This window comes from Pseudomonas sp. BF-RE-25, from assembly GCF_019956105.1.
Lineage (GTDB): Bacteria > Pseudomonadota > Gammaproteobacteria > Pseudomonadales > Pseudomonadaceae > Aquipseudomonas > Aquipseudomonas migulae.
The window spans coordinates 12,080-27,993 of sequence record NZ_JAHBDB010000018.1; the positions used below are offsets into that span (position 1 = coordinate 12,080).

18 protein-coding genes are annotated in these 15,914 nt (G+C 58.8%); 4 read left to right on the forward strand and 14 right to left on the reverse strand.

Features of this window, described 5'->3' with window-relative positions; translation table 11 throughout:
* Positions 1 to 19: 19 nt before the first annotated feature.
* Together uraD and puuE are read right to left on the reverse strand one after the other, a co-directional pair.
* A complete protein-coding gene (gene uraD / locus KGB24_RS09955; RefSeq protein ID WP_223414379.1) occupies positions 20 to 535 on the reverse strand; it encodes a 2-oxo-4-hydroxy-4-carboxy-5-ureidoimidazoline decarboxylase in 516 nt (171 codons plus the stop codon).
* On the reverse strand, positions 532 to 1,458 hold the full coding sequence (gene puuE, locus KGB24_RS09960; protein WP_008031461.1) for an allantoinase PuuE: 927 nt from the start codon (positions 1,456 to 1,458) through the stop codon (positions 532 to 534). The genes uraD and puuE overlap by 4 nt, the downstream gene beginning before the upstream one ends.
* Positions 1,459 to 1,877: 419 nt before the next feature.
* Between puuE and uraH the strand changes: the two genes are divergently transcribed.
* Complete coding sequence (gene uraH / locus KGB24_RS09965) at positions 1,878 to 2,231, forward strand: hydroxyisourate hydrolase (protein WP_008031462.1); 354 nt, start codon at positions 1,878 to 1,880, stop codon at positions 2,229 to 2,231.
* Positions 2,232 to 2,435: 204 nt separating this feature from the next.
* On the opposite strand, the gene KGB24_RS09970 is transcribed toward uraH, so the two are convergent.
* The 3 genes from KGB24_RS09970 to KGB24_RS09980 form a co-directional block, all read right to left on the reverse strand.
* A complete protein-coding gene (locus KGB24_RS09970; RefSeq protein ID WP_008031463.1) occupies positions 2,436 to 3,062 on the reverse strand; it encodes a LysE family translocator in 627 nt (208 codons plus the stop codon).
* Between the two features lie 68 nt (positions 3,063 to 3,130).
* Complete coding sequence (locus KGB24_RS09975) at positions 3,131 to 4,480, reverse strand: NCS2 family permease (RefSeq protein WP_008031464.1); 1,350 nt, start codon at positions 4,478 to 4,480, stop codon at positions 3,131 to 3,133.
* Between the two features lie 291 nt (positions 4,481 to 4,771).
* Entirely contained in the window at positions 4,772 to 5,215 is a 444-nt protein-coding gene (locus KGB24_RS09980) for a MarR family winged helix-turn-helix transcriptional regulator (protein ID WP_192227312.1), read from the reverse strand.
* Between the two features lie 83 nt (positions 5,216 to 5,298).
* On the opposite strand from KGB24_RS09980, the gene KGB24_RS09985 reads away from it, so the two are divergent.
* Positions 5,299 to 6,465 carry a PLP-dependent aminotransferase family protein gene (locus tag KGB24_RS09985; protein WP_223414378.1) on the forward strand — a complete coding sequence of 389 codons (1,167 nt, stop codon included), beginning with the start codon at positions 5,299 to 5,301 and terminating at the stop codon, positions 6,463 to 6,465.
* A gap of 163 nt (positions 6,466 to 6,628) precedes the next feature.
* Here KGB24_RS09985 and KGB24_RS09990 read toward each other — a convergent pair whose 3' ends face one another.
* From KGB24_RS09990 to KGB24_RS10025, 7 genes are all read right to left on the reverse strand, one after another.
* Positions 6,629 to 7,000, reverse strand: coding sequence for a glutathione S-transferase N-terminal domain-containing protein (locus KGB24_RS09990; RefSeq protein WP_008042800.1), 372 nt, complete (start codon positions 6,998 to 7,000; stop codon positions 6,629 to 6,631).
* Between the two features lie 101 nt (positions 7,001 to 7,101).
* Positions 7,102 to 7,647: a GTP cyclohydrolase I FolE gene (folE, locus tag KGB24_RS09995; protein WP_032832746.1), complete on the reverse strand. Its 546-nt coding sequence runs from the start codon at positions 7,645 to 7,647 to the stop codon at positions 7,102 to 7,104.
* 393 nt (positions 7,648 to 8,040) lie between these two features.
* On the reverse strand, positions 8,041 to 8,715 hold the full coding sequence (locus KGB24_RS10005) for a polysaccharide lyase family 7 protein (RefSeq protein ID WP_008042798.1): 675 nt from the start codon (positions 8,713 to 8,715) through the stop codon (positions 8,041 to 8,043).
* A 312-nt stretch (positions 8,716 to 9,027) separates the two neighbouring features.
* Entirely contained in the window at positions 9,028 to 9,741 is a 714-nt protein-coding gene (locus KGB24_RS10010) for an XRE family transcriptional regulator (protein WP_008031477.1), read from the reverse strand.
* Positions 9,742 to 9,858: 117 nt separating this feature from the next.
* On the reverse strand, positions 9,859 to 10,416 hold the full coding sequence (locus KGB24_RS10015) for a Smr/MutS family protein (protein ID WP_008031481.1): 558 nt from the start codon (positions 10,414 to 10,416) through the stop codon (positions 9,859 to 9,861).
* 86 nt (positions 10,417 to 10,502) lie between these two features.
* Positions 10,503 to 10,823: a hypothetical protein gene (locus tag KGB24_RS10020; RefSeq protein WP_008031483.1), complete on the reverse strand. Its 321-nt coding sequence runs from the start codon at positions 10,821 to 10,823 to the stop codon at positions 10,503 to 10,505.
* 131 nt (positions 10,824 to 10,954) lie between these two features.
* A complete protein-coding gene (locus tag KGB24_RS10025; protein WP_008031485.1) occupies positions 10,955 to 11,545 on the reverse strand; it encodes a cysteine hydrolase family protein in 591 nt (196 codons plus the stop codon).
* Between the two features lie 238 nt (positions 11,546 to 11,783).
* On the opposite strand from KGB24_RS10025, the gene prmB reads away from it, so the two are divergent.
* Complete coding sequence (prmB, locus tag KGB24_RS10030; RefSeq protein ID WP_192227315.1) at positions 11,784 to 12,692, forward strand: 50S ribosomal protein L3 N(5)-glutamine methyltransferase; 909 nt, start codon at positions 11,784 to 11,786, stop codon at positions 12,690 to 12,692.
* Positions 12,693 to 12,825: 133 nt separating this feature from the next.
* Here the strand turns inward: prmB and KGB24_RS10035 are convergent, their stop codons facing one another.
* On the reverse strand, positions 12,826 to 13,617 hold the full coding sequence (locus KGB24_RS10035; RefSeq protein WP_192419063.1) for a hypothetical protein: 792 nt from the start codon (positions 13,615 to 13,617) through the stop codon (positions 12,826 to 12,828).
* Positions 13,618 to 13,727: 110 nt separating this feature from the next.
* Positions 13,728 to 14,726 (reverse strand): alpha/beta hydrolase, encoded by a 999-nt coding sequence (locus KGB24_RS10040; protein ID WP_008031490.1) that lies wholly within the window; start codon positions 14,724 to 14,726, stop codon positions 13,728 to 13,730.
* Between the two features lie 83 nt (positions 14,727 to 14,809).
* Here KGB24_RS10040 and aroC point away from each other — a divergent pair, with 83 nt between their 5' ends.
* Positions 14,810 to 15,901 carry a chorismate synthase gene (gene aroC, locus KGB24_RS10045; protein ID WP_008031492.1) on the forward strand — a complete coding sequence of 364 codons (1,092 nt, stop codon included), beginning with the start codon at positions 14,810 to 14,812 and terminating at the stop codon, positions 15,899 to 15,901.
* The last annotated feature ends 13 nt before the right edge of the window (positions 15,902 to 15,914 follow it).

The window sequence follows — 15,914 nt, forward strand, 5'->3', positions numbered from 1 at the left end:
GTCGCTCGGGCAAGGCTCGCTATAGGGTCAGTAATCGGAACAGGGCAATTTTGTTGATCTCCGCCAGCGCGCACTTGAACTCGGTTTCTGCCGGGTTGTGAATGCGCGTTTCGAACGCCGCGAGGATCTGATGCCGGTTGCTGCCTTTTACCGCCATGATGAAGGGAAACTTGAACTTGGCTTTGTAGGCGTCGTTCAGCTCGGTGAAGCGAGAAAACTCTTCGGCCGTGCATTGGTGAATACCGGCGCCAGCCTGTTCATTGGTGCTGGCTTCGGTCAACTGGCCCTGGACGGCGGCTTTGCCGGCCAGGTCCGGGTGAGCGTTGATCAGGGCCAGCTGGCTTTCGTGATCAGCGCTCAACAGGATGTCGCTCATGCGCTGGTGCAGGGTTTCGATCTCGTCGATCGAAGCGTCCTGGCCCAGGTCGAAGGCCTTCTCGGCCACCCATGGCGAATGTTCGTAGATGTCGGCGAAAGCGGCGACGAACGCGTCGCGGCTCAGGGTCGAGGGTTTCAGGGTTTGAAAGGTGCTCATTGGGCAGCCCCTTGGTACGGGTGGGTTTCGTGCCAGTGGCGAGCGATGTCGACACGGCGGCTGAACCACACCTGTTCATGACTTTTAGCGTATTCGATAAAGCGCTTGAGCGAGGCCAGACGCGCCGGACGGCCGATCAGCCGGCAGTGCAGACCGATCGAGAGCATTTTCGGCGCTTCGGCACCTTCGGCGTACAGCACATCGAAAGCGTCTTTGAGGTATTCAAAAAAGTCGTCGCCCTTGTTGAAGCCCTGGACCTGGGTGAAGCGCATGTCGTTGGTGTCCAGGGTGTACGGGATCACCAGGTGCGGCTTGCCGGTCGGGTTGTTCGGTTCCCAGTAGGGCAGGTCGTCGTCGTAGGTGTCGCAGTCGTAGAGAAAGCCGCCTTCTTCCATCACCAGCCGACGGGTGTTCGGGCCGGTGCGGCCGGTGTACCAGCCCAGTGGGCGTTCGCCGGTGATTTCGGTGAGGACGCGGATCGCTTCGAGCATGTGCTCGCGTTCCTGTGCTTCGTCCATGTACTGGTAGTCGATCCAGCGATAGCCGTGGCTGCAGATCTCGTGACCGGCATCAACCATCGCGCGGATCACGTCCGGGTGACGCTGGGCGGCCATGGCCACGGCGAAAATGGTCAGTGGAATGTCGAATTCCTTGAACAGTTTCAGAATCCGCCAGACGCCGGCGCGGCTGCCATACTCGTAAAGGGATTCCATGCTCATGTTGCGCGCGCCTTGCAGCGGCTGCGCCGAGACCATTTCCGAAAGGAAGGCTTCGGACTCTTTATCGCCGTGCAGGATGTTGCGCTCGCCGCCTTCTTCGTAATTGAGCACGAAAGACAGGGCGATGCGCGCATTGCCCGGCCAGTGTGGGTGAGGAGGGTTACTGCCGTAACCGATCAGGTCGCGTGGGTAGTCAGCGCTCACTGCAGTCTTCCTTCTTATTCGTTGACAGGTTGTGTGGCGGCCTGGCGATGGAGTGACAGGCTGGCGTCACAGCGATGGGCTGATTGTATACAACTTTATATCCACTTTGTAAGCCTGAATTTTCGCATTTTTCATCTGCTGTCATCTTGGAGTGATACTGCAAGAAACCTGCCCAGTTGGTCAGCTAATGGATAGAAGGTCCGCTGCTCGCATGGTTTAGCGTCAGATTGACTGCGAATCCTTGAATGGCGGTGCTGGCTGCAAAAATGTCGTTTTTATTGTGTACAATTTTTATGAAAAGTGTCTTAATCAGTCGCTCGCCGCAGCTTTTCGTGCTCCGAATCGGTGCGGTCTCCTTTTCAACTGACTTCGGGAGGCGCGAGGTCTGACTGCTCCACGCAGGCAGGCGCGCAGAATCAATGGGACGTTTGACTACACACGTTTTGGACGCTGCACACGGTTGCCCGGGCAGCTCGATCAAGGTCGAGTTGTACCGCGTTGAAGGCTCGCAGCTGGAATTGGTCGCCAGCGCAATCACCAACAGCGACGGCCGCGTCGATGCACCGCTGCTGCAGGGCGATGACTACCGCACCGGGGTCTACCAGGTTCAGTTTCATGCGGGCGATTACTACCGCGCCCGTGGCGTTCAGCTGCCGGAGCCTGCGTTCCTGGATGTGGTGGTGCTGCGGTTTGGCATCTCCGCGGAACAGGATCACTACCATGTGCCGCTGCTGATTTCGCCTTATAGCTATTCCACGTACCGCGGCAGCTGATCCCCCAAGCAGCTGTCGCCTCCGAGAAGCGACTGCGCATATAGCTTCTTTGGTCTTTCGCCCGCTCACACTGCGGGCTTTTTTTCGTCCCGAGGAATGTGCCGACGCCTTCGCGGGCAAGCCTCGCTCCTACAGGTTTTGTGTCGTTCCCGATAAATGTGATCGACATAAAACTCGTAGGAGCGAGGCTTGCCCGCGAAGCTCTTAACGGCTCAACAGCGACGCTGCGCCGGCGCCGCTAAACAACCCGGCACTTACGCGGTTAAACCAGCTCTGCCCCTTGCCACTGCGCAGATACCGCGCCGCACCATGGGCACCTAACCCGTAAGCCAATTTGCACAGCAGATCCAACACTGTCCACGTGGCAATCATCACCAGCAACTGCGGCAGGAACGGTTGCCCGGCGCTCAAGAACTGCGGCAGGAACGCGGCGAAGAACAGGATGTCTTTCGGATTGCTCGCACCCAGCACAAATGCGCGCCCGAACAGGGCACGGAAACGCGGCACCGGCGCAGCTTGGGGCACTTCGGCGCCGACCGATGGCTGGCGCGATTGCTGCCAGCTCTGCCAGGCGAGGTAGAACAGGTACAGCGCACCGACGATTTTCAATGCGCTGAACAGCTGTTCCGAAGCCAGCAACAACGCCCCCAATCCCAGCGCGGAAGCGCTGAGCAAGCAGATCGACGCAATCACGCCACCCAAAAACGCCGGGTAAGAACGACGCAAACCGTAATTCAAACTGTTGCTGATCATCAGCAACGACAGTGGCCCCGGGATCAGGATCACCACCAGCGCAGCGCCGCTGAACAGCAGCCAGGTTTCCAGACTCATCACTTTCCTCCATTTGCACAAAAGCCTCACCCGACGGGGTGAGGCTGTTTTCAAGCGAGTACCTGTGTTTACAAGAAGATGAACTTGGCGATGAAGATCGCGCAGAGCACCCACAGGCTCACGGAAATTTCCTTGTATTTACCGGTGCCGGCTTTCAACGCCACATAGGTGATGAAGCCCAGCGCAATACCGTCGGCGACCGAGAAGGTCAGCGGCATCATGATCGCAGTGACGATCGCCGGAATGCTGTCGGTCGCTTCGTCCCATTCGATGTGCGCCATGCCGCCCATCATCAGCATCGCCACGTAAATCAGCGCGCCGGCTGTTGCATAAGCGGGGATCATGCCAGCCAGCGGTGCGAAAAACATGGCTGCAATAAATAGCACACCTACGGTCACTGCGGTAAGACCAGTCCGACCACCAGCGGCTACACCCGCGGCACTTTCCACGTAGCTTGTTACCGGAGGGACACCCACTACGGCGCCGAATACGCTGGAGGCGCTGTCAGCTTTCATGGCGCGGGAGAGGTTTTCGATGCGGCCGTCCGCGTTCACCAGGTTGGCGCGCTGGGCGACGCCCATCAAAGTGCCGGCAGTGTCGAACATGTGCACGAAGAGGAAGGCCAGCACTACGCTGATCATGCTGACGTTGAATACGCCGGCGACGTTCATGGCCATCCAGGTCGGTGCCAGGCTCGGCGGTGCCGACATGATCCCTTCGTAATGCACCAGGCCCAGACCCCAGCCGGCCAGCGTTACGGTGATGATGCTGATGAGAATCGCACCGAACACCTTGTGGTAACTGAGCACGGCGATCATCAGGAAGCAGATCGCGGCGAGCAGCGGGCCGGGTTCACGCAGCGAGCCGAGCTTGATCAGCGTTGCCGGGCTATCGACAACGATACCGGCGGTTTTCAAGCCGATCAGGCCGAGGAACAGACCTACGCCGGCGCCCATCGCAAAACGCAGGCTCACCGGAATGCTGTTGAGCAGCCATTCGCGGATCTTGGAGAAGGTCAGGATCATGAACAACACACCGGACACGAACACTGCACCGAGTGCGGTTTCCCAGTTGTAGCCCATGGTGCCGACCACGGTGTAGGTGAAGAAGGCGTTGAGGCCCATGCCCGGCGCGAGGCCGACCGGCCAGTTGGCGTACAGGCCCATCAACAGACAACCCAGTGCAGCCGCGATGCACGTTGCAACGAATGCCGCGCCGTGATCGATCCCGGCGTCGGCCATGATGTTGGGGTTGACGAAGATGATGTAAGCCATGGTGATGAAGGTTGTCAGACCGGCAATCAACTCGGTCTTCACCGTGGTGCCATGCAAGCTGAGTTTGAAGATGCGTTCCAGCCAGCCATTGCGTAATGGCGGCGAGAGTTCCAGCGACGGGGCTTCGGATTTGCGGCTTTCCACAGCGAGTACTCCTCAAGAGTTTTATTGTTATTTCCAGGGCCGGACCCATGAGGGTGGCAGCGGCCCTTTGAGGCATTCGCGAATTTGTTGACCGCTTGGTCAGGAACTCGCACGCAGTGGATTATGCTTTTGTATACAAATAATGCAAATAATGTTTTTGATTTTGTAGACGAAAAGTTTGGCAATAGGGATATATCGCCAGAAAGGACGCCTTCGCGGGCAAGCCTCGCTCCTACAAAAGCGGCGAATATTCTGTAGGAGCGAGGCTTGCCCGCGAAGACTGACTCGAGGTCACATCTTCTGCTGGTTTTCCCCCAACGCCAGATTCACCGCCAACCACCCATTCACCGCCGTCTCCCCAGCCTCGGCAAACACCCGCTCCAGCAGTTTCACCTGCTCACGTCGCAACGATTGCTCAAACCGCGCCCCTTCCACGGTCAGTTCCAGCAACCGCTTACGCTTGTCGGTCTCGGACGCAACGCTGTCCACCAGGTGCATTTCCACCAACTGGCGCAGTGGAATGTTCAGTGCCTGCTTGCTCACGCCGAGCAATGCCAGCAACTCCTTGACGCTGAGATTCGGGTATCGGGCGATGAAAAACACGATGCGTTGATGCACCCGGCTCAAGCCGCGACGCTCCAGCATTTCGTCGGCCTTGGCGGTGAACGCCTGGTAGCCGAAGAAAAACGCTTCCATGGCCTGTTGCTGGGAGGCGGGATTTTTAAGGTCAAGCATGTTGACGTATCCGTCCGGGTTGTCGTAATTTCGGTCAACCAGTTTGACTCATTTTCCTCAGGCCTCGCTACCGGTGACCTCCCATGGCTTTTTCCGAACGTGTCTCGCGCCTTAAAAGTTCTTTGATTCGTGAAATCCTCGCCGCCGCCCAGCGCCCGCAAGTGATGTCGTTCGCCGGTGGCTTGCCGGCCGAAGTCATGCTGCCGAAAGTCGAATGGGTCGACATGCCGCTGTCCATTGGCCAATACGGCATGAGCGAAGGGGAGCCGGCGTTGCGCGAAGCCTTGGCGGCCGAGGCGCGAGCACTGGGCGTGCCCTGTGAGGCGAGTCAGGTATTGGTGGTCAGCGGCTCGCAGCAAACCCTCGATCTGGCGGCCAAGCTCTACATCGACAAAGGCACCGAGATCCTGCTCGAAGCGCCGACGTACCTGGCGGCGTTGCAGATCTTTCAACTGTTTGGCGCCGACTGCATCACCGTGCCGCTGGAAGCCGATGGCCCTAATCTGCTTGAGCTGCGCACGCGTCTGGAAAAACACCAGCCTGCTTTCATCTACCTGATCCCGACTTTCCAGAACCCGTCGGCGGTGCGCTACAGCGAGGCCAAGCGCGATGCGGTCGCGGCGTTGCTGGATGAGTTTGGCGTCACCCTGATCGAAGACGAGCCGTATCGCGAGCTGACGTTTGATGGCGGCAGTGCCAGGCCAATCGTCAGCCGCTTGAAAAAGACCAGCTGGATCTACACCGGCACCGTGTCGAAAACCTTGTTGCCGGGGCTGCGAGTCGGCTACCTGATTGCCAGTCCGGACCTGTTTCCGCATTTGCTGAAGCTCAAGCAGTCCGCCGATCTGCACACCAACCGCGTCGGCCAGTGGCAAGCGCTGCAATGGATCGGTACCGAGAAATTCCAGCAGCACCTGAGTGAACTGCGGGATTTTTACCGGGTGCGCCGGGATGCGTTTCAGTCGGCGCTGGAAACGCATTTTTCTGATTTGGCAGAGTGGAACGTGCCGCAGGGCGGGCTGTTTTTCTGGTTGACGCTGAAACAACCGCTGGACACGCGCACGTTGCTCAAGCCTGCACTGGCGGCGGATGTGGCGTTCATGCCGGGTGAGCCGTTTTTTCCAGAGCCGGACAATCACCCGGGGCATTTACGGCTGAACTTCAGCCACATCGATCCGGCGCGGCTGGATGAAGGGTTGAAGCGATTGGCGGCGGTGGTGCGACAGGCGCAGGCTGCGGAAGCGGCCTGATCGCAGAGATAAAAAAAACCGGCTCATGGGCCGGTTTTTTTTTGTTTGAGATTTGTGGTGGTTGATCCGACGCCTTCGCGGGCAAGCCTCGCTCCTACAGAAGATGCATAACCTGTAGGAGCGAGGCTTGCCCGCGAAGAGGCCGTCAGCCACACCACAAACCTCACGCCGCCGCGAATCGCTTGTCCAGATAATCAATGATCACCTTGGACTCATACATCCAGGTGGTCTGGCCATTCTCTTCAATGCGCAGGCACGGCACTTTGATTTTGCCGCCTTGCTCCAGCAGAACCTGACGATCCTGCTCGTTGTTCTTCGCATCACGCAACGCCACCGGCACATTCAGGCGGCGCAGGGTGCGGCGGGTTTTCACGCAGAACGGGCAGGCGTGGAACTGATACAGCGTCAGGTCCTTGGCAGCCGCTTCAACCTGAGCCTGGGCGGCGGCAGGGCGCTGCTTCTTGCCGGGACGGGTGATGAAGTCGATGAAGATGATCAGTTGGCCGAGGCCGACACGAAGCGCTTTAACGAACACGGTACAAGCCTCACGGGGCGAAAGAAGGCGCGCAGCTTACCTGATTTTTCGCAGACGAAAAAAAACCGGCGATGAATGCCGGTTTTCTTCGTTGCTGCGAATTACTTGATCAGGCTGAGAAACTCGCTGCGGGTCGCCGCGTTTTCGCGGAACTCACCGAGCATCACCGAGGTGATCATCGTCGAATTCTGCTTTTCCACACCGCGCATCATCATGCACATGTGCTTGGCCTCGATCACCACCGCAACGCCCAGGGCGCCGGTGACTTGCTGGACCGCATCGGCGATCTGGCGGCTGAGGTTTTCCTGGATCTGCAGGCGGCGGGCGTACATATCGACGATCCGCGCGACTTTCGACAGGCCCAGCACTTTGCCGCTCGGAATATAGGCGACGTGGGCTTTGCCGATGAACGGCAGGAGGTGGTGTTCGCACAACGAGTAGAGCTCGATGTCTTTCACCAGCACCATTTCGCTGTTGTCGGAGCTGAACAAGGCACCGTTGGTGACTTCTTCCAGTGTCTGTTCATAACCGCGGCAGAGGTACTGCATGGCTTTGGCGGCACGTTTTGGCGTGTCGAGCAGGCCCTCGCGGGAGACGTCCTCGCCCAATTGGCCGAGAATCGCGGTGTAATTCTGTTCCAGTGTCACAGGGGCTGATTCCATAAGGGTTTCAGAGGGGTACTGTTTCTGTCTGTACCAATGTTGTACCAATCGAGCTCGTTTCAAACGGCCCGTTCACTCTGGTCGATGCCGGAGTTGATTCGTCGGGCGTGGTCGATAGCAACATCTGAACGCTACGACCGAGCCGAGTGGCAATAAAACGCAGGGTTCATCCCCGACATGAGGCACATGGTAGCGTATGTGTGACGGCAGTTGTATTGCCAGCGGGCGCGAAGCCCAAAATCGGTCGTTGCGGCCTGCAAGTGTTTGTCGGTCGCCAGGCCTGCCGGATTTTATCCGCATCCCGCTACAGCCTGTCGCCAGGCTGCAGCAGTGATGTTCCCCTGAAACCTGTTTTGCTCATCAGGCCGAGCAGGTCTATCAGGCGTGAGTGATCGACAGATCGCTGATGATGCAGACAGAACCGTCTAGCGGGTCGGTGGTGTCGGAGTAATCGATCTGGTTGTACACGCCGCCGTGAAAGGCAAGCGTTTTCGTGTCCCAAGTGTTGTCGAGGCGCATGATCGCGGAAGTGGATTTGACGCCGTTACAGCTGGCCGATACAGAAACGGCGCCGCTCGAGTTGGCGTGAATGTTGATTTTGAAAAGTGCACCGAGCGGTACGTTTTCCAACACCGTCGAGTTGACCGGATCGTCCTGGAGGTAGCTTGACCGGAACCCCATGGTGATTTTTCCTTTGTTCCAGAACACCTTCACCGGAGGTCGTTCTGAACCCTTCACATGAATTTGGCCAATCACGACTTTCTGCAGCGAGTTGACTTTGGTCAGTCGCATTTCCTGGCGGTTCCAGTGGTCCGCTGCGCTGGAGAACAGCCAGTAACCTGGCTCCTTCCACTCACAGCGAGTTCGTAGCGTGCTCTTGCTGGACGCCCCAAGCGTCGGCGCCGTCATCTGCAGCGAACCATCTTCAAGCATTGAGATGACGTCGGGGCATTCGAGCAGTGCGCGCCAGCCGATGAGCTCAAGCGCAATCGGGTTGGTGTCGGAGATTGGAAGCGGGGTAGCGATGGTGAAGTTGCTGATGTCTACAGTCATGGTTTTTACCTCAGTCCATTGATGTCGCTTTTTGCTCTGGTGAGCCTTGCGTTTGATGCAGGCCTACATCCCACTGCCCACTCAATGAATGGGCAGAAGTGATAGTTGGCAGCTTCCGATCGATTTCCCGTTGGCTTGAATATGAATATAGGCGTTCCTATATTTTGTGTAAACGGGTATTCCCATATTTTATTCTGTGCCTGTATTCCAGATGTAAAAAAGCCCGCGCTTGGCGGGCTCCTCTTGGATGTGCGTCGATTTGCTGTATTGCACGTTATGGCACTGGACGTTCACGAATCACCGCAACTCGGTTCACCGCGAATACATTGCCCACCAAAAGACATGACCCAGGATCGCAATCTGCTGCTCCTGGATCTCGGCGAAGGTGTAGTCCTCGTCCGGATGCTCGTCACGGTTGAAGCTGCGTAGCCGGATCCCGCTGGGCAGTCGGTAGACTTGTTTCACGCGGAGCTGGCCGTTGTGGTTGATCGCGTACATGTCGCCGTCGACGATGTCGCCCAGCGAATTCTTGCCAATGTTCATGCCAACGGTGGCGCCGTCGCGCAGTACCGGGAACATGCTGTTCCCGCTCACCCGCACGCACCTGGCGTTGTTGAACTGCACGTTATTGTGACGCAGGTCTTTCTTGAAGAAACGCAGCCTGGCGCTGTCGTTTTCTGCGATCACGAATCGGCCTGAACCCGCCGCCAGCTCAACTTCACGCAGGAAGGGGACATAAACCTCATCGTCATCCAGGGGGGTGCTGTCGTCCCAAGGCTGGATGTCTGACATTGAAATGTCTGGAGGGGGGGAGACTCCTTTAAGCATGTCGCCGACACCTTCAGCCAGCCACATCGGTGAAACGCCACACACTGAAGCGATCTGGGCAACAAAGGCTGTCGCTTTCGATTTCCCGCGCTCGAGGTCGGAGATTGAGGTTTGAGTCAGCCCCGCGCGCTCGGCAAGCTCGGTCTGATTGAGCTTGGCGTGTTGGCGGGCTGTTTTGAGTCTTTCTTTAAATTCCATCTGCGAAGTATTACGGGAGCTCCCATATCATTGCAAGTCGGTATGCCTGCGCTGAGTGGTCAGTCAGTAGCCAGATCGGTGTGGCGGATACGACGCTGCAAGCGCGGCGCAACAGCTTTACTCGTCGCGACCTTCCATCATGGTGCGTTTGAGCATCACATAAACCGCGCCGGCACCACCATGTTTCGCCTGGCACGACGTGAAGCCAAGTACCTGTGAATGCTGGCGCAGCCAGGTGTTGACGTGGCTTTTGATCATCGGCCGCTTGCCGTCCAGGCGCACGGCTTTGCCGTGGGTGACGCGCACGCAGCGGATTTCGAATTTGGTTGCTTCCGCCAGGAACGCCCAGAGCGTTTCCCGGGCCTTTTCCACACTCATGCCGTGCAGGTCGAGGCTGCCTTCGAAGGGAATTTGCCCGATCTTGAGCTTGCGCATCTGGCTTTCCTGCACGCCGTCGCGCGCCCACATCAGCTCGTCTTCCGGGCCGACGTCGATCACGAACTGATCGGACAGGCCGTCAACGGTGGTGGCATCGGTGCGCACGGTAGCGGCTTGACGCAGCTTGGCGATCTGCGCGCGGTCAGCCTTGGGTTTGCCGGTTTCGGCGCGATCGTGCTTGATCGGCTTGACGCCTTGGATCGCGCTTTTGAACAGGGAAAAATCGTTGTCTTGCATATCAGCCTCCGCGAAGGGCGGCCAGTTTACCCAAGTCGAGACACGACCGATAACAATTGGGGCCCGGTAAACGTCAGGCCGTCAATTCAGTCGTGTTTTTTCATCAGATGCGGGGACATGTTCAGCTCTTGCGACTGGCGCGCGCGGCGACGGCAACGCCGCCACAGCCAAACGCCCAGGTAGAGCAGGAACAGACCGACCGCCAGAATGATTGCCGAGCCCAGCGGGCTGGCATTCAGCTCGCCGAGTGCCGGCGGGTGGCCCAGCAGGCTGGCGGCGCCGGCCATCGCCAGCAACACACCGCACGTTGCCAGCAAGGCAGCAAAGGCTGCGCCGAATCGAAAACGCCAGTTGCTTTGGCCTTTGGGCCGCAAGCGGCGTGCGTCAAAACCATCGGATAACTTCATTCCGACCTTCCTCAATGGGTATCGGCCCTTCGACCGGGAGTTGACCGGGATGTTCCTGAGGCTATGACATTTACAGCGAACGAGAGGCTTTTGCGGATGAGCGGCGACATGAACCGCTCATCAAGCGTCGATCAGATCAGATCGTGGGTCAGGGCGAGGGTGGCGAAGTTGTCCGCCATGATCGCCATTTCGGTCTGTTGAACGTGGTCGGCGCTCAACACGCCACCCTTGTAGGGCAAGTCGCGCGTTGCACAGGCGTCTTCAACGAGGGTGCAGCGAAAGCCCAGGTTTTTCGCGGCGCGCACGGTGGTGCTGACGCTGGAGTGACTCATGAAACCGCATACGATCAGGTCCAGGGAGCCGAGATTTTGCAGGCGGTCCAGCAGTTCGGTGCCGTGAAACGCACTCGGCAGCAACTTGCCGATGATGGTTTCGTCGCTCTGTGGTTCGAGGCCCGGGATGAATTCACCGCGCTCGCCTTGCGGATCGAACAGCCCGCCGACGGTGCCGAGGTGGCGCACATGCACGATAGGACGGCCGGCTGCGCGGGCAGCGCTCACCAGCTGCTTGATGTTCGCGACGGCAGCATCCATGCCGACCAGGGCCAGGGGGCCGCTGAGATATTCTTTCTGGGCATCGATGATGACAAGGGTCGCATGGCTCAGATTGGCGGCGGCATAACCGCGACCGCTGAGTTGAAACATCGTTTTTGGAACGGACATTCTGGGGCTCCTTGGAGTGGGGCTTTTGCGACATTGTCCTCTGGCTGAGCGCTTCTGTGAATCGCTACCATCGTAGGCGCCGTCGTTACTGGCCTGCAGCCTTGTCAATATCCTCGTTTTGTTCAATAGCCAGCGATAAAAATGGATATGTCCTACATCTGAGCCGGTGTTTTTCCTGCGTCGTCGTAACGCGTTTTGGCTGTTAGAATCGCCAGTCGTTTTTTCTGGAGTTTACCCCGTGATCACTTCCCGACTTCGTACCCTGCGTGACCATATCCGTTGGGCCGTCAGCCGCTTCCATGGGGAGGATCTGTTTTTCGGCCATGGGACCGACAACGCCTGGGACGAAGCCCGTCAACTGGTGTTGGGTGCCTTGCACTTGCCGTGGGAAATTGCTGACAGCTACCTCGACTGCAATCTGGAAGACGATGAGCTGGTCAAGCTGCAGCGTTTGCTCAAGCGGCGCATCGAAGAACGCATTCCCACCGCTTATCTGTTGGGTGAGGCGTGGTTCTGCGGCATGTCGTTCATCGTCGATGAGCGTGTATTGATTCCGCGTTCGCCGATCGGTGAGCTGATTGAAAAGGGTTTCGCACCGTGGCTGGGCGCCGCGCCTGCGCGGATTCTTGACCTGTGCACCGGTTCCGGTTGCATCGGTATTGCCTGCGCCTATGAATTTCAGAACGCCGAAGTCGTGCTGGCGGATCTTTCGTTCGAAGCGCTGGAAGTGGCCAACCAGAACATCGAGCGCCATGGTGTCGATGAGCGGGTTTACACCGTGCAGGGCGATGGTTTCGATGGCTTGCCGGGTCAGCGTTTCGACCTGATCGTGTCGAACCCGCCTTACGTCGATGCGGAAGATTTCGCCGACATGCCGCAGGAATATCAGCATGAACCCGAGCTGGGCCTGGCCTGTGGCGACGATGGCTTGAACCTGGTACGACGGATGCTCGCCGAAGCGGCGGATCATCTGACCGAGAAGGGTTTGCTGATTGTCGAAGTGGGCAACAGCCAGGTTCACGTTGACGCGTTGTACCCGGAAGTCGACTTCGCTTGGCTCGATTTCGAGCGCGGCGGGCATGGCGTGTTCATGTTGACGGCGCAGCAGTGCCGGGAGCATCAGGCGTTGTTCGCTTCACGCGTCTGACCTGAGGACGCTATCCCCTGTAGGAGCGAGCCTGCTCGCGATGGTCGTTAACGATGACGCGTGTTTGCTGGAAACACGCGTCGCCCTTAAGTCCATCGCGAGCAGGCTCACTCCTACAGGGAGTGGGCAGCCTTCAACGGTGTGTCGCAATCCAGATCAACAACCCCGCCTGAAACACCGCAAACGCCACCAGGCACGTAATGGTGAACCGCAGCCCCGCGTCTTCGCGTTTGTACTTGCTGACCTTTTCTTCGTGTTTCTTCAGCTTCACTTCCTGCTCGGCCAGGTTCTGCTCGGCCTGCTGCAGCATCTGCGCCGCTTCGAGAATTTCCACCTGCTGCAGCTTCTCGGTGTTCCAGTCGGCCAACAGGTCGCCGACCTGCACCTCTTTGACGCTGCCCTTCAAATGCTGGGCGTCGGCATACGCCACCTCAAAACCATGCGCCTTCAGAAAGCGATCACGGCGCAGGCGCGTGTCTTCGTTCAACGCGTCCTTGTTGTTCAGGTCGGTGCCGTCGACGGTGTAGCCGGGCCAGCGCTTTTTCGCCCAGGTAATGCCTTGGGCTGCCATGTAGCGGCCGATGCCACGGTTCATCGGTTCGATCTGCAAACCGCTTTCCGGTCCGAAATGCACACGTTTTGTGGTGTGGTCGACCCACACGTCGAGGTGGTTCTGTTCCTTGCGCACGCGCTGGCCGGGCAGGGAAATGGTCATGCGCAACAGACTGTGTTTCTTGTCGTTGCGTTCGGCATAACCGAATTCGACAAAGCGCAGTGGCCGCCCGCCGGTGTTGCGGTCGGTCTGCAACGGCGCCAGGCGGAGCATCTTGTGGTGCTCGACGTGGACGTCCGCCCACGGCAGCTCGACCGCTGGCGGTGCGTCTTTTTCAGCGGTAGTGTCGGGTGAAGTCGGGGTATCAGTCATAACGGCGAGATCCTGTCCAAGCTCAGCTTGTCGCCAGTCATAACGCTGGCGACAAAGGCTTATCGGCCGTTTTTTTCAGGACTGGAGGGAAAAAGCGCTTAAAAAAGCGCTCAACTGGAGCGAAGTCCGTCAATAAACCCGAGGATTCGCGCGCCCAGCTCGGCTGCCAGCGGCAATTGCGGATCTTTGTAAGAGGCCAATTGCCGTTTGACGTCGTTGGGCACGATGCGCATGACGTGGTTCATGCCCTCGATCAACGCCAGTTCGGCGTCCGGTTTGGCGGCCTGCAACAACCTGGCGTCGCCGACACCGACCTGGATGTCGTTGCTGCCTTGAATGATCAGCGCCGGCATTTTCAATTTGGCGAATGCGGCGGCGGGGTCCTGGCGGAACAGTGAGATCAGATACGGCTGCACGCTCGGGCGGAATATCACCTGAAGTTGCGGCGGTACGTTGTCATCGGTGCGACCGGCCTTGAGGCTGTCGAGCAGTTCATTGCTGCGCAGCATCAGCGGAGGAGGCAAGCGATTGCTCAGTTGCTGACGCAGCACCTGATCGATCGGCCGTGCGCTGCCGGACAGGGAAATCACCCCGGCGGCATCGACGCTCGGCGCCGCGAGGCTGGCGATCAATGCGCCTTCGCTGTGGCCCAGCAGAATCAACTGGCCAAAGCGCGGATCGCTTTTGAGCTTGTGGCCCCAGGCCTCGGCGTCGGCCACATAGGCTTCCACCGTCAGATTGCGTTCGTCCGGGGTCGCCGCGAGGCTCGCCGCCACGCCGCGTTTGTCGTAACGCACGCTGGCAATGTTGTGTTTGGCCAGCACCCAGGCGAGGCGCTTGAGGCTGTCGTTGCGTCCGCCGTCGGGGTTATTGCCGTCACGGTCCGTAGGACCAGAGCCGGAAATGATCAGGACAACCGGTACGGGTTTGTCGGATTTTGGCAGCAACAACGAGCCGAAAAGCTCCCCGGTGCCGGTATCCAATGTGATCGGCCGTTGCAGGACGGTGGCCTGTACAAAGCCGGTAAACAAGGTAAGGCTCAAGGCTAAAACTCGCAGCATCATCACGCCATCATGAACAAGATGCCGGTTGGACTCGCAGGCACCCATAAGGTTCGAGGATGAACTAGTTGGGTAGCCTGCGTATACTGGCGCGCATTACGTATTCAGGTTCATTTCACGGAGCGTCCTGCATGTCCGGCAATACCTACGGCAAGCTGTTCACTGTCACCACCGCGGGCGAAAGCCATGGTCCGGCGTTGGTCGCCATTGTCGACGGCTGCCCGCCGGGGCTGGAAATTTCCCTGGAAGATTTGCAGCGCGACCTCGATCGCCGCAAACCCGGCACCAGCCGCCACACCACCCAACGCCAGGAAGCCGACGAAGTCGAAATCCTCTCCGGCATTTTCGAAGGTCGCACCACGGGCTGCTCTATCGGCCTGTTGATCCGCAACACCGACCAGAAGTCCAAGGACTACTCGGCGATCAAGGACCTGTTCCGCCCGGCCCACGCCGACTACACCTATCACCACAAGTACGGCGAACGCGATTACCGCGGTGGCGGCCGCAGCTCGGCGCGGGAAACCGCCATGCGTGTGGCGGCTGGCGCGATTGCCAAGAAATACCTGGCCACCCAGGGCATCGTCATTCGCGGTTACATGAGCCAGCTCGGCCCGATCGAAATCCCGTTCAAGACCTGGGATTCGGTGGAGGAGAACGCCTTTTTCAGCCCTGATCCGGACAAGGTGCCAGAACTGGAAGCCTATATGGACCAGTTGCGCCGCGACCAGGATTCGGTTGGCGCGAAGATCACCGTCGTTGCCGAAGGCGTGATGCCAGGCCTCGGCGAACCGATCTTCGACCGTCTCGACGCCGAACTGGCCCACGCGCTGATGAGCATCAACGCGGTCAAAGGCGTGGAAATCGGCGCCGGTTTCGCCAGTGTTTCCCAGCGCGGCACTGAGCATCGCGATGAAATGACCCCGGAAGGATTCCTCAGCAACAACGCTGGCGGCATCCTCGGCGGCATTTCCTCCGGCCAGCCAATCGTTGCGCATTTGGCGTTGAAGCCGACGTCGAGCATCACCACGCCGGGCCGTTCCATCGACATCAATGGCAATCCGGTGGAGGTTATCACCAAGGGCCGTCACGACCCGTGCGTCGGCATCCGCGCCACGCCGATTGCCGAAGCGATGATGGCCATCGTGCTGATGGATCACCTGTTGCGTCACCGCGGGCAAAATGCCGATGTGCGCGTGAGCACGCCGGTGCTGGGTCAGCTTTGATGGCTGACCTGAT